At 55.5% G+C, this 20,200-nt stretch carries 15 protein-coding genes; 3 read left to right on the top strand and 12 right to left on the bottom strand.

Features of this window, described 5'->3' with window-relative positions; genetic code table 11:
* Window positions 1-3 precede the first annotated feature (3 nt).
* The gene (locus ACI2KB_RS12465; RefSeq protein ID WP_404634877.1) at window positions 4-2,034 is read right to left on the bottom strand and encodes a hydantoinase/oxoprolinase family protein; all 2,031 of its coding nucleotides are present in this window, start codon (window positions 2,032-2,034) and stop codon (window positions 4-6) included.
* Window positions 2,035-2,343: 309 nt separating this feature from the next.
* Between ACI2KB_RS12465 and ACI2KB_RS12460 the strand changes: the two genes are divergently transcribed.
* Window positions 2,344-3,387, top strand: a complete 1,044-nt coding sequence (locus ACI2KB_RS12460; protein WP_404634875.1) for an AraC family transcriptional regulator — start codon at window positions 2,344-2,346, stop codon at window positions 3,385-3,387.
* 56 nt (window positions 3,388-3,443) lie between these two features.
* Here the strand turns inward: ACI2KB_RS12460 and ACI2KB_RS12455 are convergent, their stop codons facing one another.
* Genes ACI2KB_RS12455 through ACI2KB_RS12445 form a run of 3 tightly spaced genes read right to left on the bottom strand, consistent with a single transcriptional unit; the run spans window position 3,444 to window position 6,091 of the window.
* The gene (locus ACI2KB_RS12455; protein ID WP_404634873.1) at window positions 3,444-3,791 is read right to left on the bottom strand and encodes a hypothetical protein; all 348 of its coding nucleotides are present in this window, start codon (window positions 3,789-3,791) and stop codon (window positions 3,444-3,446) included.
* Complete coding sequence (locus ACI2KB_RS12450) at window positions 3,791-5,134, bottom strand: acyclic terpene utilization AtuA family protein (RefSeq protein WP_404634871.1); 1,344 nt, start codon at window positions 5,132-5,134, stop codon at window positions 3,791-3,793. The genes ACI2KB_RS12455 and ACI2KB_RS12450 overlap by 1 nt, the downstream gene beginning before the upstream one ends.
* A gap of 36 nt (window positions 5,135-5,170) precedes the next feature.
* A complete protein-coding gene (locus ACI2KB_RS12445) occupies window positions 5,171-6,091 on the bottom strand; it encodes an SMP-30/gluconolactonase/LRE family protein (protein WP_404634869.1) in 921 nt (306 codons plus the stop codon).
* A gap of 230 nt (window positions 6,092-6,321) precedes the next feature.
* Here ACI2KB_RS12445 and ACI2KB_RS12440 point away from each other — a divergent pair, with 230 nt between their 5' ends.
* A complete protein-coding gene (locus tag ACI2KB_RS12440) occupies window positions 6,322-6,513 on the top strand; it encodes a hypothetical protein (protein ID WP_404634867.1) in 192 nt (63 codons plus the stop codon).
* A gap of 14 nt (window positions 6,514-6,527) precedes the next feature.
* A complete protein-coding gene (locus ACI2KB_RS12435; RefSeq protein WP_404634865.1) occupies window positions 6,528-7,364 on the top strand; it encodes an AraC family transcriptional regulator ligand-binding domain-containing protein in 837 nt (278 codons plus the stop codon).
* A gap of 61 nt (window positions 7,365-7,425) precedes the next feature.
* Here the strand turns inward: ACI2KB_RS12435 and ACI2KB_RS12430 are convergent, their stop codons facing one another.
* The 8 genes from ACI2KB_RS12430 to ACI2KB_RS12395 all read right to left on the bottom strand — a co-directional run bounded on the left by ACI2KB_RS12430 (window position 7,426) and on the right by ACI2KB_RS12395 (window position 19,940).
* Window positions 7,426-8,160 carry a glucose 1-dehydrogenase gene (locus tag ACI2KB_RS12430; protein ID WP_404634863.1) on the bottom strand — a complete coding sequence of 245 codons (735 nt, stop codon included), beginning with the start codon at window positions 8,158-8,160 and terminating at the stop codon, window positions 7,426-7,428.
* Between the two features lie 373 nt (window positions 8,161-8,533).
* Window positions 8,534-10,003, bottom strand: coding sequence for an APC family permease (locus ACI2KB_RS12425; RefSeq protein WP_404634861.1), 1,470 nt, complete (start codon window positions 10,001-10,003; stop codon window positions 8,534-8,536).
* 826 nt (window positions 10,004-10,829) lie between these two features.
* Window positions 10,830-11,573 (bottom strand): hypothetical protein, encoded by a 744-nt coding sequence (locus tag ACI2KB_RS12420; protein ID WP_404634859.1) that lies wholly within the window; start codon window positions 11,571-11,573, stop codon window positions 10,830-10,832.
* Window positions 11,574-11,856: 283 nt separating this feature from the next.
* Window positions 11,857-12,114 carry a DUF2790 domain-containing protein gene (locus ACI2KB_RS12415; protein ID WP_404634857.1) on the bottom strand — a complete coding sequence of 86 codons (258 nt, stop codon included), beginning with the start codon at window positions 12,112-12,114 and terminating at the stop codon, window positions 11,857-11,859.
* A 225-nt stretch (window positions 12,115-12,339) separates the two neighbouring features.
* Complete coding sequence (locus ACI2KB_RS12410; RefSeq protein ID WP_404634855.1) at window positions 12,340-14,637, bottom strand: hypothetical protein; 2,298 nt, start codon at window positions 14,635-14,637, stop codon at window positions 12,340-12,342.
* Between the two features lie 425 nt (window positions 14,638-15,062).
* Window positions 15,063-17,753, bottom strand: coding sequence for an EAL domain-containing protein (locus ACI2KB_RS12405; protein WP_404634853.1), 2,691 nt, complete (start codon window positions 17,751-17,753; stop codon window positions 15,063-15,065).
* 240 nt (window positions 17,754-17,993) lie between these two features.
* Window positions 17,994-19,457, bottom strand: coding sequence for a YncE family protein (locus ACI2KB_RS12400; protein ID WP_404634851.1), 1,464 nt, complete (start codon window positions 19,455-19,457; stop codon window positions 17,994-17,996).
* A gap of 42 nt (window positions 19,458-19,499) precedes the next feature.
* Window positions 19,500-19,940 (bottom strand): DUF305 domain-containing protein, encoded by a 441-nt coding sequence (locus tag ACI2KB_RS12395; protein ID WP_404634849.1) that lies wholly within the window; start codon window positions 19,938-19,940, stop codon window positions 19,500-19,502.
* Window positions 19,941-20,200: the final 260 nt, after the last annotated feature.

Raw genomic sequence — 20,200 nt, 5'->3', positions numbered from 1 at the left:
AGGTCACACCTTCTCACTGCGGATAACAATGTTCATGAAGCGATCCACTACCGCCACGCAACCTGGCGGCAGTACAGTAGTGGAGTCGAACTGCTCGATAATTGCTGGGCCGTACATCATGGCACCTGCGGTCAACAGTTCACGGGTATAGATGGGAGACTCGTCGTAGAACTTCCCGGAGAACCAAACATTTCGGTGCGTGGTGGGTTCTGGGTTGTAATGTTTCACTTCATGCTCAGGCAGCACTGCTTTTGGAACAATGCCGATGACCTTGAGGTTCAGACGATAAACTTCGATACCGACATCGTGGCGCTCGAAGTTGTATTCGCGCTTGTGCATGGCATGGAAGCCGTTTTCGAGCTCCTGGATAGAGCCAATCTTGCCGCCCACAGGCACAGACAGGGAACGCCATTGACCCTGGTACATCATGTCGATGCTGCGCTCCAGAACGACGTCTTTGTCGGCCACGCCCTCCTCGTGCATCAACTCCGCAGCGTCCTTCTCCAACTGCGCGAAGCGTTGCTCCAGATCCTCTACCGTCAGGTCTTTGGTAGGAGCAATGTAGGTCACGCCCAGATCGTGCTGAATGTCGACCAGCAGGCACCCCATGGCGGAGGTAACACCCGGGTTTGGCGGAATGATCACGGCAGGGATCGCCATGTCATGAGCAACCTCGGCCGCATGCAGGGCACCGGCTCCACCGAAGCCCATCAGCGCGAAGTCGCGTGGATCGTAGCCGCGACCAATCGACAGCAGACGCACGGCGTTGGCCATGTTGGCGTTGGCAACCTTGATGATCGCCTCTGCTGCTTCATAAACGCTCATGCCCAGCGGTTTGGCGATCGCTTCCTCAACAGCCTTGAACGACAGCGCAGCATCCAGCGTCACACGACCACCAGCAAGGCTGGTACCCAAGCGGCCCAGAACGACGTTTGCGTCGGTGTTGGTCGGGATCATGCTGCCTTTGCCGTAGCACGCTGGACCAGGAGTGGATCCGGCAGATTGCGGGCCGTTACGCAGCGAGTTGGCTTCATCGATCCAAGCATGGGAGCCACCGCCTGCACCGATTGTCAGCAGTTCGATCGCCGGGAATCGGATCGGGTAACCGAACTCGATGCACCAGTCTTTGGTAACGATCAGCTTGCCGTCAGCAGCCAGAGACACGTCAGTACTGGTACCGCCCATATCCAGACCAATGCAGTTGGCAAAACCCGCCTGAGACGAGATGTGACGGCAGGCGATGGCGCCTGCAGCGATACCCGAGCCTGCCAAACGCGCGGCAAATTGCTGGGTGCTACGTGCGGTCATCACCCCGCCACCGCTGTGAAGTAGCAGCAGATCTTTCGCGTATCCGTTCTCTTTGAGCCGACCGTCCAGTTCGGCGCAGTAGTCGCCGGCGACCGGGCTCAGCGCCGCGTTCACCACGGTGGTCGAAAAGCGCTCGTGCTCGAAGATTTCCGGGAGGGTTTCTGAGGAGGTCGTGACCGGAATGTTGCCTAGCTCTTCAACCAGAATCTCCTTCATGCGACGCTCGTTGGCGTCGTTGACGAAAGAGTTCATGAAGCAGACAGCCACTGCCGCTACACCACGCTTCTTGATGATCCTGGCAATCTCACGAGCTTTCTGCTCATCGAGGCCCTTGATCACTACACCGCTGGCATCAACGCGCTCCGGCACTTCCAGACGGTCACGACGCGGGATCGGCGAAGGCGCCACGTCATGGTAAGTATCCCAAAGATCTTCACGGTCGGAACGACGAATCTCGATCACATCCCGGAAGCCTTCAGTGCACACCATAATGGTCCGCGGCAGACGACGAGTGATCAGGGCGTTAGTTGCAACCGTGGTGCCGTGAGTCAGCATGGTGACATCACGAAGATCAATTTCACCTCGCTCCAATCCGGCCATGAAGCCATCAATTGGATTAGGAGTCGAAGAAACCTTAGTTACTCGAATCTTGCGAGTTTGTTCGTCAAAGATACAGACGTCGGTGAACGTGCCACCGATATCAATTGCGATACGTAAAGAAGCCATGAGCATCGTCCCAGCGGATTGATCCACACCATAGTTAAACTACAGTGACGTTTTTAAAACGGCAGAGAACAAGAGGGGGGAGTTGTTAGCTGCCTTTATTTTTTTTGGAAGCAACTTCGATATCAGAAAAGTTAAGTGCGGCTTCAGGATTTTTTTCCAATACCGCTTGCCTCCTAGAATACGCGCGGCAGACTCTCATTCCTGACATTTCACGCCATTGTCCGTGCAAGTTATGCCATTCGAAGGCCCCCTTGCCGCGGAAAACCTGGCGATGTGCAAATCTTCCGCATCCCCGCCCGGAGCCCGATCATGCACAAAGTCAAACGCCCCACCATGCATGCCTATCTGCTGAGTCCTTACCTTGAAGCGCTCGAGAGATCAGGACATAACACCCAATTACTGGCGGCACGTTACGGGATGCAGCCCAGCGATGTGACCACCCTGACATCGAGACTTCCGTTGTCGAGTTTTGTCGCCTTCACCAAGGAGGCAGCAGTCCTCACCGGAAACCCTGCGTTAGGTCTGCATCTGGGCTCGGAGCTTACCACTGAGCAGCTTGGTACCTTGGGCGTCCTGATGACCGTCGCTCCGACTCTCAAGAATGCTCTTGAGAGCATTAGCGAATGGATTTCGGCACTTCAAGAATCTACACAGTCCAGACTGAATCCTGCCCAGGGTGGCGTCGCCGAGTTGATTTACCGACTGGAAGCCGCTTCCCCCGACGATGCGCGTCAAGACGTCGAGTACACACTTGCCACCACGTGCAACCTTATTCGTGCGCGTATGGGGAAGAGCTGGCATCCAGTACAGGTCCATTTCGAACATGGACCAAGCGCGAATCTAAGGCTGTACGAGCGAATCTTTCGATGCCCCGTCAGCTTCCATCGGTCGCTGAACCGTATTCTGATCAGTGAAGAAGACCTCAATCGACAACCCGCTCGCGAAGGGTCCTGGCGGGAGCGAGCAATGCTCCCGATGATTGAGGAACATTTGCGCAGTTTTTTGCATGGCCCGGCCGAACAAGACAGTTTCAGCAAGCAGGTATCGCTGCACGTTGCCCAGTCACTGGGTAATCGCCCCGTCACACTCGTCACTACTGCACAGGCGCTGAAAACGTCGGTACGAAGCCTGCAGCGCAGACTTGAAAGTGAGAACACCAGCTTCCGGGAGATTTTGCAGGCGCAGCGCAAGCGTAAAGCTGAGACGTTACTGCGGGGGCGAGGACAATCGGTATTAGCGGTTGCGGGCAATTCCGGCTACGCCGACGCCACTGCACTGTCCAGGGCTTTCAAGAAATGGACGGGAAAATCGCCAAGGCAGTTCGTGAAGCAAGGCGTGGAGAAACTCGACTAGGAACGCTGACCAAAAACCAAACGCACCGGCAGATTGCCGGCGCGTTTGGATTTCAATCACTCAGAAAGATCGATTGTCAGCATCAGAGCGCTCAGCGCTTTGCCATGCGGATCCTGGGCCAACGATCGCGTCACTCCACCACCCAAGGCGTTCTGAATGACAAAGTTCAACGCCATCAGCTTGGGAAGCTCATAGCGCGTCACAGGGCCCGCTGCGATGTGCGCGAATGCTTGGGCAACACGTTCTGGGGTCAGCCTCGACTTGAGGATTTCCCAAGCCGACTCGTTGTAGGCGATCACCGAGATATTGGACGTATTGCCTTTGTCGCCTGCTCGCCCGTGACCTAGGTCATAGACGCGCATTCCGGTAAATTCTGACGCAGGTTGCTTGATTGGATTAGTCATTAGAACACCGTCTCGATACGCGTTGGACAGAGCTGACGAGGGACCAGCACCGATTTGACCGCCAGCACTTCCTTGACCCCCAGGCTGTAGCCACCGCCTGCACTGGCAGGCCCTTGCATGTGCAGGCCACGTACTTCCGCACCAACTGCAGCAGCAGCTTTGCGGCAGTTGGTGCGAGCAGCTATCCGCAGGCGAACTTCATAGGGTTCCGGACGATCCCCCACCTCGCCGTGCAAGCTGGAAATCCCGATCAAATCAACTTTCATTTCGGAATAGGTATACCCAGCCAGGGTAAGGCGATCCTGCACGACATTTGCCGCCAGACGCGCACGGGCGACGGCATTGATGCCGGCGTAGCCCATCTCACCGATCCCGATGTAGCCATCCATGTACCCGACCACCACCTTGTAGGTGTCGGTACGAGGCCTGGCGACCGCACCCACCGCTTCCACCCTGTCTGCAGCGCGCTGGATGAAATCGACATTGGTAACGTCCATCACGCAGTCAGGGGTGATGTATGCAGCAGGATTGTGAATCTCGTAGATCAGCTGTTCGGTGCATGTAGCACGATCGATGCGCCCACCAGACCCAGGGGTCTTAGTAACGATCAGCGATCCATCCTCGGAGATCTCGGCGATTGGGTAACCCAGCTCTGCCAACAACGGTACTTCCTTGCGGCCCGGATCTGCGAAACATCCGCCAGTGACCTGGCCTGAGCATTCGAGCAGATGGCCTGCAAGGGTTCCCATCGCAACCTTGTTCCAGTCCGAATAGTCCCACCCAAAGTGGTGAAGCATCGGCCCCAAAAACAAGGAGGGATCCGCCACCCGACCTGTCACGACGATGTCCGCACTGGTCGCCAGCGCATCTCGAACTGCATCCGCACCGAGGTAGGCGTTGGCCGAGGCCATTCTCGGAAGGATCTCTTCCAGAGGCTTGTCATCCTCAAGCGTGCGCAGGTGCGACATGTCGCGCATCAGGTCGGTGACCTCATCCCCCATCACTACCGCGCAGGTTGGCAACCGCAACCCCATGGCCTCGGCTTCCTCGCGCATCACATGCGCCGCAGCCATCGGGTTCGCCGCACCCATGTTGGTGACGATTCGGGTGTTGTTTGCCTGGCAGCCGGGCAGCACCGCCTGCATGCGCTCACGCAGCGTCGGGTTGTATCCCTTGCTCGGATCCTTCTGACGGTCCTGGGTCTCACGCGCAATCGTGCGCTCCGCCAAACACTCCATCACCAGATAGTCGAGCTTCCCACGTTCAACCAGTGGGACTGCTGGAGCAATGCGGTCATCGGCCATGCCTGCGCCGCAACCAATTCTCAGTGTTTTCTTTTGCATGTCTGTTCCTTCGAGGCTACTGAGTGAAGTGGATGTTCAGCAGTGCGAAAACATCTTCACGCCAGGGGCAGGCACCTTGGCCTGAAGTATGACGCCAGCCTGGGCTTCGGTGATGAACAGCGTGCGACCGTCATCGCCGCCGAAGGCAACGTTGGTTGTTCTGAAGCCTGCACAGGAACGGATTCGCCCGATGGGCTCTCCCATGGAGCTGAAAAGCCAAACGGTTCCGAACCCTGCATGAACCACGGCAAGGTTGCCGTCGGTATCGATCGCCATGCCATCAGGCCCGACGGGACTGCCGGAGAGCTGGATGAACACACTGCATTTGCGAACGCCGGGTTGGTCCTTGCGCAACGGTGCAGAGATGATCTGATTGGTACGAGTCAAAGCGACATAGAGGACTTTTTCATCACGGCTCAACACCAACCCGTTTGGACCGGCAAGATCGGTCAGCAGCAGGTCGAGCTCACCCGTAGCGCGCAAGCGGAATACGCGGCCGTAGGGAGCCTCGAGCGCGCTGTCCCCTTGATCGGTGAAATACAGATCACCGTCAGTGGAAAAGGTGAGGTCGTTGAGCCCGTGGAAACGCTCGCCATCCGCAGGACCACCGATGATGACTGTGCGCTCGGCGGTTACCGGATCAAACGCAAGAACGCCGTGTTCACGGTCAGCAACAAAAATTCGCCCATCCTTGTGAATCTTCAGGCCATTGGGCTCGCCGACATAGTCGGCAAAAACCTCAACGTCACCTTGGGGACTGATGCGGAAGATCCGGCCATGGGCGAGGTCGACACAGTACAGCCGACCTTCCCGATCAAACGACGGCCCTTCCAAAAATGAGCCCAGCGGACCTGCGCCCCGATGCTCGATCCAAGGTGTCGACTGGTCGATTCGGGAGAACGATTCAGGGAGTCTTGCGTAGACCGTCGTTTCGATATCGGGGGGTGCAGCGTACATGAGCAATACTCCGGATCTTCGGGACGTCGACCTGAAGCTGGCCGCATCCCTTTCTTGTCAATTTGGATGTCGCGAGTCGCCGGCAAACACACCACTGGCTGTTGCCTAAAGGTGACTCAGCGCCCCCTCCAAAACTTGACATAGCACGCCATTTTCGATGCACTAAATGCCATTCGCATGGACGCTGATCCGGTAACACAAGGGGCGAGTTTCCTGATTGAGGATTCGGCATGACTACAACTAAAAAGCCCACCATTTGCGCCTTTTTGCTGACGCCCTATGTCGAGGCGTTGCAAAGATCAGGCATCGATACCGACATGCTCATGGCCAGGTTCGGCATTGATCGATCCGTCAGCGCCGACATGGATGGAAGAATTCCTGTTTCAACGTTTTTTTTTTCATCCAGGAAGCCGCACGGCTAGCTAACAACCCCTGCTTGGGCCTTGAACTCGGTTCTCAACTCAAACCCGACCAGCTAGGAACCCTAGGGTTGTTGATGACGATTACCCCGACCCTGAGGGAAGCCCTAACCCGCTTCACTCTTTGGGTCGACGCCTTGCAAGAAGGCAGTCAGACATTGTTCGAACAGAACGCGTCGCCGGCTCAACTGATCTACCGCGTCGAGAACACACACATCGAAGCCGCTCGCCACGATGTCGAGTACACCATCGCCAATACCTGCAACTTCATTCGCGCCCGCATGGGCCAGTCATGGATCCCCGTCGAGGTGACGTTCGAGCACACCGCGCTGGTCTCCAAGCGTATCTACGAAAAGATCTTCCGGTGCCCCGTCCGCTTCACGCAATCGGTAAACAGCATATTGATCTCTCATCAGGATCTGGACTGCGCCGCCGCACGACCAGGATCCTGGCGTGAGCGAGCCATGCTCCCGATGCTTGATCAGCACCTGCAAAGCCTGCAGCGCGAAGTCGATGATCAGGGCAGCTTTACCAAGCAGGTGTCCGCTTACATTTTTCAGAATCTGGGTACAACTCCAGTAAACCTGGCATCCGCAGCCAAGGCGCTCAAGACATCTGTGCGCACCCTGCAGCGTCGGCTGGAGCTTGAAGGGGCCAACTTTCGGGATATCGTTCAGCGAGAGAGGCAGCGCAAGATTGATGGGCTGCTTCAGGACAAGCATCAGTCTTTGCTGACGGTGGCAGGTGCTGCCGGTTATTCGGACGCAACAGCCCTGTCGCGGGCGTTCAGGAAATGGACCGGTACGTCACCCAAACGGGCGCAGTCGAAACCTTCACAGAGGGATGAGGCTTGAAGAACCCTGCCCGAACGGAGGTCGTGGCACCGCCGAGCAGGGATGAATCGGCTGGAAGCTCTTAGAGCGTCCAACCGCCATCGACAGTGATTTCGGCACCCGTCACGAAAGTGCTGTCATCACTTGCAAGGAATGCCACCAGCCCAGCTACTTCTTCCGACGTGCCGGGACGCTTCATAGGAGTGGCCATCCAGCCCGCAATGTTGGTCTGCTCGTCATGGGCGTTGAGCATCTCGGTGCTGATGTAGCCTGGGTGAACCGAGTTGACGCGAATCTTGAAGTCGGCCAGTTCGCTGGCAGCGATTTTGGTCATTCCGCGAACAGCCCACTTGGTGCTGGCATAAGCCATGGTGGAAGGTTTGCCGGCCATACCGACGACGGAAGACATGTTGATGATCGAACCGCCACCGCGGCGCTTGAGGGGCTCGATGGCATACTTCATACCCAAGAAAGTGCCCAACTGGTTGATGCGGAACAGTTTTTCGACCAGTTCTGCGTCAGTCTCAGCAATGGTCGCAGGGCGGTAAACACCAGCGTTGTTGACGAGGACATCGACACCACCAAAAGTGGCTTCCACGGTTTCGAACAGCGATTTCCAGGATGCCTCATTGGAAACGTCATGTTGAATGAACAACGCGCGCTCACCCAGGCTGTCTGCCAGCGCCTTACCCTCTTCCACCAGCACGTCGGTCACGACGACATTGGCACCTTCAGAGTGGAAACGACGAATGTCTGCTGCACCCATACCGCGCGCAGCACCAGTAACAATTACGGTCTTGCCTTGGAAACGAGCCATTGAGGAATACCTCCTAGTGGGTTCTTGTTTAAATCGAACTGCCTCTGGGCAGATAAAACCAAGTCGTTGATGACTCGGCCGGATAAGAAGTGGGTCATCCTCAGAGACGGATGCGCCTGATGAATCAAGTAAATGGGCGTGAGCATTCGTGAAGCGGGAAACCCAGCGTTCTTCCCAAATTTAGCTTGATCGCTAAATGATCGAATCCGCTTGTTTTCCTGAGCATACTCCCGACAACAACCGATTCATGACAATTCATGCCACGTAGCTGACAGTTAGCGCCATTAGTTGGAGGGTTGCGCCGGGGATTCACGATCGTGAGAGGGTAGTGGGCATTCCAGCACTGCCCACCCCTCCTCCTAGACGTTCGTTGTTATTGCTGCAGGTGAGCCCGGCCCAATGCGGCGAAGCGTTTCGGCTCGAAATACTTGAAGTAGGACGCCATGCCCAAGCCGCAGATGAACACCCCTGTCAGGACATAGAGGATCCAGTTGCTCTCGCCTGGGGCGCCCCCCACCATGAGATCCAAATGGCGCGCGACGAAGATCGTGATGAAGATCAGCGTGATGCCGGCAATGGCGGGAGCAATGAATACCTTGAACGCATTCTCGCCCTCCGGGATGCCGTTACGAGCAAACCAGCCGATCACTGCGAGGCACACCAAAGACATGAGAAAGATGATGCCAATAGAGCCGATCCCCACCACGACTCCGAACAGAGCACTGGCATCGTGGGTGTTGATGACCAGCGGGATGAGGCAGATGAAGACCACTGCGGAGGCGAACATCGACGCTACATGAGGCGAGTTGTGTTTGACGTGCACCCGCGACAGGAAATTCGGGAACGCGCCATCGATGGACAGGTTCATGACATAGCGGGAGAGCACGTTGTGAACCGACAACAGAGCAGCAAAGATCGAAATTGTCACCGAGCTGTAGATGACCTGGGTGAAGGCTGGCGATACGAAACGCCCCATCGCGTCGGCAAACATCGACGTCGGAGTGGCTTTCGCAACATCCCAAGCAGAAGCGCCGTAGGCCGAGACCATCGCGTAGGTCGACAGTGCGTACAGGAGCCCAATGAAGATCACTGCACCGTATGTCGCCCTCGGAATGGTCACATCAGGCTTAGTCACTTCGTCCCGAAACAGCGTAGTGGCCTCAAAGCCCACAAACACCGAGATGGTGTAAAGCAGCGCGACCGCCATGTCGCCATTTCCGAACGCCGTTGGCGTAACTGGATAGGCGTTCAGGCCCTCAGCACCGCCCTTCCCGATTACGCAGATGTTGAAGGTCATCACGATGACCACTTCAATGATCATGGCAATGGTCAGCAATCGCGCGGACAGTTCAATGTTGAAATAGCCGAGAACGCTAACGATCAGCCATCCTCCAAACGCGCAGGTGATCCATGAGTGGGCCCCCAGTCCCAGGCTTTCCAGCATCGAAGAGGCGCTGATACCCAAAAACAGGTAGCTGCCGCCCAAAATGCACAGATACCCGAAGGATGCGAGAAAAGCAGAACCTAGACCCGCGGTATTGCCTAGGCCTGAGTTGATAAAGGAGTAGAAGTTACCTGGCTTTGGCGCATGACGGGACATCGTCAAATACCCCACCGCGAACATCAGCAAGATCACCATCGAGAGCAGGAAGGCAAAGCATGCGCCTGGTCCACCGAAGGTGATCGCCAAGGGGATGAACCCTTCCACCACTGCGATGGGTGCGGAAAAAGCGAGCACTGTCAGCATCAGGGACATTGCGCCCATCTTACCCGACAGAGTTTTCAAAGCACCGACGTCCTCATGCATGGTGGGCATCGATTCTAAATTATTGATAATGGCCATTTTTGGCACCTCATCCAGACTGTTTTTCGCATTGTTTTTTTGTTTCGTGGCTTATAGCCGAGCCTGACAGGTGAAATCGGATTGAAGAGCCCAAACCTCTTACACCTGGAGCCTGATCAACGTCATGCAGCGACGCTTGAGGATGATCAGGACGGTCCTTTATGGTGTCCTGCAAAATGTCCGAACCGCGACGCTCGTGACATGTTCGCTTCGAGTGGTTTGACGGGAAATTTTGAGCAGGCGAGCTTTCCAATTACTTCACAGTAATTTTCTTTGCTTAAACGTGCATTGCCATAGCTCGAATGGGAACAGGAACTCATTGTTGAGTTCAGTTCGACGGCCTTTTGCTGGATGTATTGATCAGAAATTCCGATAGCAAGATATGCGTGACTTCTCCCAGTCAAAAAAACTGGTCGGCGATCGACGCGACGCTCCGCTGCGTTCATCTCTTTGCTCCCGAGTATTGTAAGAATTGTTTGGCAGGGACGAGACAGTATTAAAACTTTCTTATAATTAAAGGGAGACCCTCAGCAGCTAGAGGCTACCGATTCAATGACAGGGCGATTGACGCACCACCGAGCCATTTCCCGATACCAGCATCTCGGGAATGACCTGAACGATCCTGACTTTTTACGCCAACATTTCTACAGTTCACGCCAAAAGCGTCAGCACATTCCAAGGCAACAGTAGGTTTGACGTCGCAGGTCACCGTGGGTGCCAATGCCTGAAACGGATGGCGAATCGGGTGCAGTGCGTTAACTAGGATGAGGGAATACTTCAGGGATAAGTGAGTGTCACTTATCCCATCAGAAAGAAGGGGAGCAGCCTACTTCGCTGATCCGGCAGGTTTGCTGCGAACTATATCGGGTACGAACACATGATCAATCGCAGTTTCGCGAAGATTGGCGAGGAATTCGAGTGTATCCTTGTTTTTGAATACGTCAGCTTCGTTCTTCTTCTTGAGCTCTTCGACCAGCTCAATCATCGGGTCGCAGAGGCTCAAAATATCCTGCATTTCCTCAACCGGGGTGATCGCCACACCCTGAGCGATGAACATAGGAACAGCCTCCCTTTCAGAAAAGGCGACTACTGTGATTAGCGATTCGTGATCACTCACCCCACCGTGCCCGGTCCAGTTGTCCCGCAGGTATTTGACCTTGTCGTGTATCTCTACCTGATCGGGTGACAGCCGCCGCTTGAGTTGGGACTCTTCTAACTTGACTCTGCGCCCTTTCGCTTCCGTGAAGCACTTGCCGTAGAGGGTAATAGCGGAGAGATACAGGCTGCTGCACACCACCTGATTTCTGTCTCCCGAATCGAACGTGTTGAGTACCGATTCCGTCTTCAGCGTTTCAGACGCGATCTCACAGGCAAGTGACAAATACGCGCGCATTTTATGAATATCGGTGAGCAGGGCCTGGAACCCTGCCACCCTCTCGGCAGGTAAGCCATCCAGTCTTGCGACCTTGCAGGGCCTCCCGTTTCTGTAGATGGTGTATTTCTTTCCACCCTCTACAACCTCTGGATCGATTTCAATAAAATTTGCACCAAGTACGTCAGGAATTTCCATTCAGGGCCTGCTCCTAGGGATTTAGTTTGTAGCTACACACAGCCATGAACAGTGTTGCAGCTGAATACCGTGCAGGCAATCAAAATTACATTAAAGATAGGCGCCACCCAGTTATTTCCCAATGGGCAGGCGCAACTTATCGCAATCCAGATTTTCTCCAGACGACTGTCGCGAGTCATAATCTATTGGTCCGATCGAAAAGTTCTATCGACGGTGTCGCTCTACGAAGTTGTAAGCCGGATAACTCAAAATCGAGACACCCCAGCGGAGAAACGCTGGTGTTTTAGTTTTCACCCAGGCAACCATCACCGCTGGCTTCGTAGCGCAGATTATGAGGTTTGCCCATGTGGTCAACGTAGCTCATTACAACAGGTCGTACACCGCAAAAATTCAGATCCGGGCTCATGGTCACTTCAGCGATATCCAGTTTCGTGCCGTACGTGTATTCCTGAATATCACGGGCCTGATTGTTGTCCGCAAACACGTTTGCTGCACAAGCGCTCAAAGCAACGAAGGTCAAGGCGATCAGTTTGGTGTTCATGTAAATTTCCTTCACAAGGCGTTATGTTTTGAGCCTGTATGACGAAGGTGCGGCGAACTTATTCTCTGAACCTGAAAAAAATTTTGAAGGCGGAAGAAATCATCATCCTGTTCAACCTCTGGCGCGTCGCAACGAGCCCGGGAAGGTCTCCGCAAATAGGCGTAAGACCGTCCGAGCCACGGCCCCCCCAAGCAGTTATGGGCGAGCCATGGCGGCATCGGCTTATTAGCTGTTCATGGCCACGTCTGAGGTGGCGAGTCCGCTGCCTGCACCGGAGGTGGAAGTGGACAGACGGCTCCCGACATGCAGAAACCCTCCTGCGGCGGCATCTCGACGGCGTTCGATCTGTGCCCTTTCAGCGCCGCCAATGATGCCAATCAACGTCAAGGTCTGCTCGTGCTTACTCACCGCCTTCTGGAGCTGGATCGCCGTGGCGTAGGCATCATCCAACGGCACTTTTTTATCCAGAACCGCATACGCCACCGAAAAAATGACCTCTTCGGACAGCAGTACCCGCGGCTTGAGCGTCCTCCGATCCACGTTGAATGCAGGCCCAAGAACAAGCGCGGAGATCACACGGCTGTAAACCTTTCTGATGTCGGTTCCGGACAATGTTGCCGAGTAGGCCGTGGGGTCAATGTCGGTCCGGAGCAGGTCAGACATGGGCTGGCCAGTTGCCGCAGAGACCAGCCACGCATGCGCATGAGGTGATGTGAGTTCCTTGCTGATCAGGACAGGTCGAAAGTCTGCCTCTGCGGACAGAGGTATCACGGCCAGGGCATTAAGAAGGGCAAGTAGCGCTGAGTCCAGCGCTTTAACCGTCGCATGCAGATGCGAATTGTCCACTGCGCCCCGCCCTAGGAGCCCTTTGCGCAGTTCCCTGAGTGCATGCTCGCGTGCATCCGAAAGGACAATGATCGCCTCGGCAAAATGAAATTCCTCATGGAACGCCACTGCTCTTGGAAGCAATTCCGAGAGGCCGCGGTCGGGCTCATGCTGCGCTGCAAGGAAATCATCGACGGCGAGGAATGGCGCCCGCTTGACTCGATCCCACGCCGCTTCGAACGCATGGTGAACGTTAGTAGCCCAATGAGGAACGGGTCTGTCGAAGCTTGGATGGATTATGGGACTTGCACCGCTACCCTTTGCAAAACCGACGCTAGTTGCTCTGAACGCCTCTGCAGGAATTAGAAAACCCGGCACTTCATCTTCACGCAGCCAAGGCTGGTCCCGCACCAGGGGCTGTTCCCCCATCCGCATGATCTCGCCACAGAAACGCTGGTTGGCAGGCGTCTTAGGTACAAGCGTACCGTCGGCCGCAAATCCGTTGTTGAATGTTCCGCCAACCGACATGGCCATGCTTCCATCGAAACGCGCGTCCCGATAGGTGATGTGGTTCAGCTTGATCAGCATGGAAGGCTCGATCCGAACCTGTTCGGATTGACCGGTGTCGATCAGGCGATGAATCTTAGAGGCGATGTTGGCTGCCTTGGGCACAAGCCTGTAGAGGTCCTCATCTCCACCATAGATCGCTTTGATCTGGATCTGATCCAAAGCGAACCTCGTATCACTCACATGGCTGTAAACCGTCCTACCCTTGCCGTTCGGATCTGGCTTGAAAACAGTAGCGCCTTTGCGCTCTCCTTCTACAGAAGGTGCTTCAATATTGCTGGACGGTGTGCGGCCTACCATGATCCAGAAAATGTCCTCGTACACGCCATCGTCATGATGGATACGAGGGACCACACCGCCAACACCTTCGAAGTAAACCGCTCGACCACGAAATTCACCCGCGCTGTTGGCCAGGACAGCGATGCTCATTCCGGCAGGCACAAAGCCTTCCCTGATTGCCTGCTTGAGCGATCCCCAATGCGACGTAACCAGACAATCGCGCAGGTACCGCCCTCGACGATGTTCAGCGCTCAGCCCGTCTGAGCCGAATTCTTCTTCGAGGCGCTCGTCCAGTTGGGAAAAAAGTCCGGCCGCCTCATTCACCAGGAGGGCCATCTGGAACAGTTGCGGATCCTGACCGGACGCCTTGAGTGCGTACGAGAACGGCGGGGCGCCCGCTGCGATCAATTCGGCGGTGATGGGCGAATTCTGTAGGCCCACATCCGAAAGGACGGACTGACGTTCTTCTGTTTGAGGCAGCAGAACATCCTCCACCGCAGCATCCTTGGTGTACCCATAGATGCTGAGCTTGGTGAAGTCCATCTTTCTGGCGAGACGAAGAGCAGACAGGTACGCGACGCCGCACTTGGTATGAATTCCCCAAGCAAAGACCTGCTCGATGTCGTGAAGTGTGATCGAACCCATTGGAGGGAAATCACAGTGGTCACTGCGCCCCTCCTGGAGGAGCTCAGAATAGTTGCGATAGCCCATCCCTAGCGCGAGTTTTTTCTGCGCACTTGCCAGGCTTTTTTCTTCCAGGTGTTTTTTTACGACATAGGCCAGGGGACTGATGGGGCCCGGACGCTCATTGAGCTCGATGTCGGCCAAAATGACAGGTATGCGTTTACGCATGGCTTCTCCATGTTCATGAAATCGACGTGATCGTTCAACAGGGGTGGCTAGCTGCTGGGGATACGCCGCTACATGTCAGGAGCAGGTGCCTCAAGCGAAAGGTATGCATCGGGTTTGATTGCCGCAGTGCGTAGCACTGGCCACCGGCGAGAGGTCCCATCCCCCTGCCTAAAAGCCTAACGACAAGCCGTCAGGTTTGGAATATGTCGTGAGAAATTTTGTTAGACGACCCGTTAGCGCCTCAGCATCGAGGGTGGAATGCTGGGATGAACAGGTCTGAACATCGTCGGTAGCCTCCTGATTGCTGTACAGATGTCATCTTCCGATGATGCGGGCGTATCCCGGCATCAACACTGTTGCGTGCCGGGAATGCATGTTTCAGTTGTACGGGGATAGATGGATCGCTCTGTCATATGGATCTGAAGCTAAAGAACCCTGTTAACCAGCAATGCCTCGAGATCCTGAGGACTGCAGGGTCTTGCGTAGTAATACCCCTGAGCCTCGTCACACCCTGCGGCGCTAAGCGCATCCACGATGTCCAGCGTCTCGACGCCTTCCGCGGTCGCCTTCATTTGCAAGGTGTGAGCAAGCCCGATCACCGATTTCACGATGGCAGCATCCTGCTGATTCACCAGCATTCCTCTGACGAAAGACTGATCGATCTTGAGCTTGTCCACGGCAAACCGTTTTAGGTACGCCATGCTCGAATAACCAGTACCAAAGTCGTCGATAGAGAGGCGTACCCCCAGAGCTTTCAGCTCGGCAATGGTGGCCATGACTCGGGGCGTATCCTCGATCAGAATGGACTCAGTGATTTCAAGCTCCAGAAACCCTGGTGCAAGCCCCGTCTCGCGCAAGACATCACCGACATCTCGCACCAGATCACCCTGGTGAAACTGCACAGCCGAACAGTTGACGGCTACGATGCGCTCGCCAAGCCCTTTGGACTTCCAGATCATGGCCTGATTGCAGACGTGCCTGATCAGCCACCGACTGATGGGGATGATCAATCCACAGTGCTCAGCCGCCGGAATGAACTCTGATGGCGCGATAGTCCCCATGGTGGGATGAAACCAGCGAAGCAGAGCTTCAACACCAATGATTTCACCAGTAGCCAGGTCGACTTGGGGCTGATAATGGACTGTCAGCTCGCGCCGGCTCCACGCCGCCCGTAGGTCGACCTGGAGTTCAAGGCGGCGCAGTTCGCGAAGTCCCATCTCGTGCTCATAGAACTTCCACGTGTTTCGCCCTGCCGCTTTCGCCTGGTAGAGACCGATGTCAGAGGCCTTCATCAGCTCATCGAAATTGGCACCGTGCTCTGGAAACAGAGCGATGCCGATCGAGGGCGTGATGGTGAGCTGATAGTCGTCGACTTCACAGAACTCGCTGACGGTTCGCGAGATACTCGCTGTCAGTTGTTCGATGACCGGCCTCGAAGTGTCCCTAACCAGCAGGAGAAACTCATCGCCTCCTAGCCGGGCGACCGTGTCTACACGAGGAAGGGTCGCGAGGCGACGGGCAATCGTGCACAGCAGCTCGTCCCCTCGAACATGGCCCAGCGAGTCATTGATCAGCTTGAAATGGTCGACATCCAGATACAGCAACGCGAGTTGCTCAGAGCGCTCTGCCAGTTCCTCAAATCGTTTGCGAATAAACAGACGGTTGGGAAGCTGTGTCAGCGCATCGTGATACGCGAGGAACGATATCTGGCTCTCGTGCTGCTGACGCTCAGAAATGTCCTGGACGGTCAGTACTGCACCGACAAAACACTCATCCACGTGGTGCGCGTAGCCATGAATTTCGATCGGTACGACGCCTCTCCCGGGCAGGTCTAGCCAAGACGACTCAAAGTAGCAAACCTCGTTGTTGGAGACAGTCTTGATGACTCGACTGGTGAAATTATCGAGCGCCCCTTCGATACGCGAGTTGAAGAAACTTTCCAGCCTGTCCTTGCACGGGAGCTGGGATTGCTCAACGCCGAACAGACGGGCAGCTGCCTTATTCAGATAATTGCAGCGCCCCTCGACATCGAGACAGAAAATCGGCTGGCCCACGCTGTCCACCAGAAGGCGAGTGCGTGCTTCGTGTGCGCGCAGCTGAGAAGCCGCAAGTGTTTTGTTGGAACGGTGGCGTCGTAGCTGATGAATGGAAATACCCATCACCACGAGCAGGATGAGGGCAAATCCGATGGTGAGCAGGACGTTGTATCTCCACTCCTCCAAATAATCCTTAGGAGCGAGTCCTACCACCAACACCAGAGAAGACTGGCCGATACGCCTGAAACCATACAGGCGTTCCGCACCATCCACCCTGGACGACATGACCAGAACGCCCTCGCGCTCTCCGGCATCCACCAGTTGATCGATCAGATCCGGTTCGTAGTCCTGCGTCGACCTGAGGTCATTGGGGCTTCGCAGGATGATGTCGACCGGATTGGTATTGCGCAGGGTGATGACGCCATGCTTTCCGACATCGAATTCATCCAGTTGCTTCTTGATCAGTGCAAGAGGCAGGTTGGCAGTTACCCGTCCGGCTACACGCTGCTGCTTGTCCAGCAGAGGCATGCTTGCAGAAAGCACATTGTCAGCAGCGCCCGCCACCCCATAAAACACAGGATTGGGCTGGCACCCCGCCTTTCCCTCGGACGGGGTCGGCCGAACCATGTTCGTTCGGTCCAGGCTCGAATCAGCGAGTTCGCCGGAGCGAAATTTGACGTGTCCGTCACGATCAGTAATGAGGAAGCTCATAGTCGGGTGCTGACGAATGATCTGTCGTACAGCCGAATCAGCTTCGTAGCTTTTTTCCTCGGCGATATCTTGCGCCGAGACAGACAATGTGAGGCCGTCTAGCGCGATTTGAAGCTGATCAATGAAACTCGCATTGAGCTGCGACTCCAGAGCTAGATTCAGATTTCGGATATCCGAGGCCGCTTGTTTTTGCGCGTCCTGATAAGACAAGCCCATCAGAATGACCAGTACAACCGCCAGGACTGGAATACCCAGCTTGAGCAAATCCAGAGGATCGGCCGAATGAAGACGGCTGCCTCGACGGACGGACGATGCACGCTCTCCCAGAGTAGGATTTTTCGAGTCAGGTTGAGAGTTGGGTGATGACATACAGATTTCTCTCTGGGCGGAAGCGGAAGGGTAAGAGTTATGAAAGTGCCGCTTCCTGCGGCTCAAACAATGACCTAAAGGCCTCTACGAAACGACACACAGACGCCATCAGCGGTCTTAGGCTGATCCAAGATCGCTCTTCAAAATAGGTTGGTTGGCTGAGTTACGGACAAAACCTGGCGGGGCGCTGCTACCACACAAGCGGCCCCGCCAGTCACACGATTTACAGCGAGCTAGAGCTTATTTGCCTGGAGCTTGAACCTGCACTACTGCACCCAGTTGATCTGGCTTGCCAGCCAGCACCACCAAGTAGCGGCGCTGGGTCTGAGCTTCACCCTGAACGATCTGACGGATCGGACCCACGGTGTTCACAATGGCCGAACCTGCAGGGTTGGTCATGAACATCGCCAAGGGTTCCAGATTGCCTTTCCCGTCTTCCTTGTCAGACAGCGCCAAGGTGTAAGGCTGCTTTGGCTCCAGACCGGTGACGGCCGCTTGCAGGACCTGCGTCAGGCCCTGGTTGAACAGCGTGACACTGGTAGGAGCTTGGGAGGCGGTACCCGATACAGCGTTCAGTGCCAGGTGGACTGCCTGCCCTGCCACGCCCAGAGGCTTGAGGTTATCGGTACCTGCACCTTTGGTGACCGCATTTGGCACGTAAGCGATGGCCTGAGGAGCTTGGCCGATCGGGATGTTGGCGATGACCTTGTTGTTGAGGGTATCGATGACGGCGAATGCGTCAGCGTTTTCCAGACCTACGTAGATGCGGGTACCGTCGCCCGAAGGCCATACGCCGTGAGGCAGGTTGCCTACTGGAATGGTGGCGACCTTCTCGAAGGTGTCAGTGCGATACACCTGAACCTGATTCAGACCACCGACGGTGATGTAGGCGAACGAACCATTGGCGTTGTTGACCAGGTTGACGTGGTTGGCAATCGGGCCGATGTCCAGAGTCTTGAGCACTTTGAACGGTGGGGTGGCTTCAAATACTTGAGCCTTGCCAACGTCCTTGAGTGTGAACCAAACCTGCTTGCCGTCAGCAGACGCTGCGATGTTCGGGCAGAACGGGCTGGCCTGCTCTACGTGGCCAACGATCTTGTGATCGGCTACGGAGACCACAACAGTTTCAGGGTTGAACGAGGAACAGATGTACCCGTATTTACCGTCGGGCGAAAAGATCTGCATGCCCGGACCTGCTGGGGTCTTGATGCGGGTTTTCTCTTCGTACGTATTTGCGTCGATGACCGACACGTAGTCTTCACCCCGGACGGTTACCCAAACTTCCTTACCATCCGGAGTGAAGAAGGCTTCGTGCGGCGCACGGCCGACGTACGTCTTGTGCTTGACAGTGTTGGTCTCAGTGTCGATGAAGGTCACCGAGTTGGTGCCGATCGAAACTACGGCCAGCGTCTTGTGATCTGGCGAATAACCCAGACCATGGACCAACACCTCCCCCTTATACAGCGGGCTCAGGTTGCCAGGCTGTGGATCACCCAGGCTAATGACGCCCAGCAGCTTGTTATCAACCGGGTCGGTCACCGAAACGGTGTTGGAGAACTGCTCGGATGCGTAAACCCGATCCTGATGGCTGATCGGAATATCCTTCGCGGACGCAAGGCCAGGGGCCTGGCCTGCGAATGCTGCGGTCGAGCCAGCCATCAGCGCGCACGTCAGTGCGGCCAGACGAAACATTGGCGACTTCATGAACTGCTCCTTTCTTTTGTGTTGAACAAACGCTCGGTTAGATCAGGGATGGACGGAGGGAATCTGGGTCGGGGAAGAAACGGACGGCGGCAAGGGGTCACCAATTGCCTGGCGCATCGCTGCAATCTCTTGCTGCTGATCGACGATGATTTCTTGCGCCATGCGCTTGAGTTGCTCGTTCTTGCCGTACTTGAGCATGGTCACCGCCATGTCGATCGCACCTTGGTGGTGTGCAGTCATCTGAACCACGAAATCGCGATCGATATCACCGGTTGGCTTCTCATCCATGCCGGCCATCATCTTTTCCATCGACAGATTGTTTTCAGCGATGAAGGCGGCTTGCACCTCATCGGAGACCGCATTAGGCGAAGCAGAATGCTCATGCCCGTCATGCGCCATTGAGTTACCGATCCAACCCGCCGCCAATAAGCCAATGCCGCACCACAATGCGCGATGTTGTTTTAACGTTCCGAAAATTTTCACTTGGTGCGTCCTCGTGATTTGAGTTTGTAAGAGAGACGAACAACATCTGCCCCTATTCCCTCTGGATTAAATTTTTTTTACGAAAAATTAAACATCTTGCAGCTGTATTGATTCAGCACATCCGGCGCGAGACAAACCGTCAGCTTTTACTGCACCCAGTCTCAATACTTTTGAACGCGTTTAACGCTCACTTGAAATTCGCCCACGCAGGCGCAGGCGAACTTCTTCAGTGAAGAAACAGGTAGCGGATCAGCTAATTG

The sequence above is a fragment of the Pseudomonas sp. NPDC088444 genome (genome assembly GCF_044900175.1).
Classification (GTDB): Bacteria; Pseudomonadota; Gammaproteobacteria; order Pseudomonadales; family Pseudomonadaceae; genus Aquipseudomonas.
The sequence above is the reverse complement of the archived record's forward strand: the minus strand, read 5'-3'. Positions and strand labels throughout refer to the sequence as shown.

Bases quoted from the DNA above. Each gene is read 5' to 3' on its own strand.
- ACI2KB_RS12465 (WP_404634877.1), bottom strand. From the start codon at position 2,034: ATGGCTTCTTTACGTATCGCAATTGATATCGGTGGCACGTTCACCGAC.
- ACI2KB_RS12460 (WP_404634875.1), top strand. From the start codon at position 2,344: ATGCACAAAGTCAAACGCCCCACCATGCATGCCTATCTGCTGAGTCCT.
- ACI2KB_RS12455 (WP_404634873.1), bottom strand. From the start codon at position 3,791: ATGACTAATCCAATCAAGCAACCTGCGTCAGAATTTACCGGAATGCGC.
- ACI2KB_RS12450 (WP_404634871.1), bottom strand. From the start codon at position 5,134: ATGCAAAAGAAAACACTGAGAATTGGTTGCGGCGCAGGCATGGCCGAT.
- ACI2KB_RS12445 (WP_404634869.1), bottom strand. From the start codon at position 6,091: ATGTACGCTGCACCCCCCGATATCGAAACGACGGTCTACGCAAGACTC.
- ACI2KB_RS12440 (WP_404634867.1), top strand. From the start codon at position 6,322: ATGACTACAACTAAAAAGCCCACCATTTGCGCCTTTTTGCTGACGCCC.
- ACI2KB_RS12430 (WP_404634863.1), bottom strand. From the start codon at position 8,160: ATGGCTCGTTTCCAAGGCAAGACCGTAATTGTTACTGGTGCTGCGCGC.
- ACI2KB_RS12425 (WP_404634861.1), bottom strand. From the start codon at position 10,003: ATGGCCATTATCAATAATTTAGAATCGATGCCCACCATGCATGAGGAC.
- ACI2KB_RS12420 (WP_404634859.1), bottom strand. From the start codon at position 11,573: ATGGAAATTCCTGACGTACTTGGTGCAAATTTTATTGAAATCGATCCA.
- ACI2KB_RS12415 (WP_404634857.1), bottom strand. From the start codon at position 12,114: ATGAACACCAAACTGATCGCCTTGACCTTCGTTGCTTTGAGCGCTTGT.
- ACI2KB_RS12410 (WP_404634855.1), bottom strand. From the start codon at position 14,637: ATGCGTAAACGCATACCTGTCATTTTGGCCGACATCGAGCTCAATGAG.
- ACI2KB_RS12405 (WP_404634853.1), bottom strand. From the start codon at position 17,753: ATGTCATCACCCAACTCTCAACCTGACTCGAAAAATCCTACTCTGGGA.
- ACI2KB_RS12400 (WP_404634851.1), bottom strand. From the start codon at position 19,457: ATGAAGTCGCCAATGTTTCGTCTGGCCGCACTGACGTGCGCGCTGATG.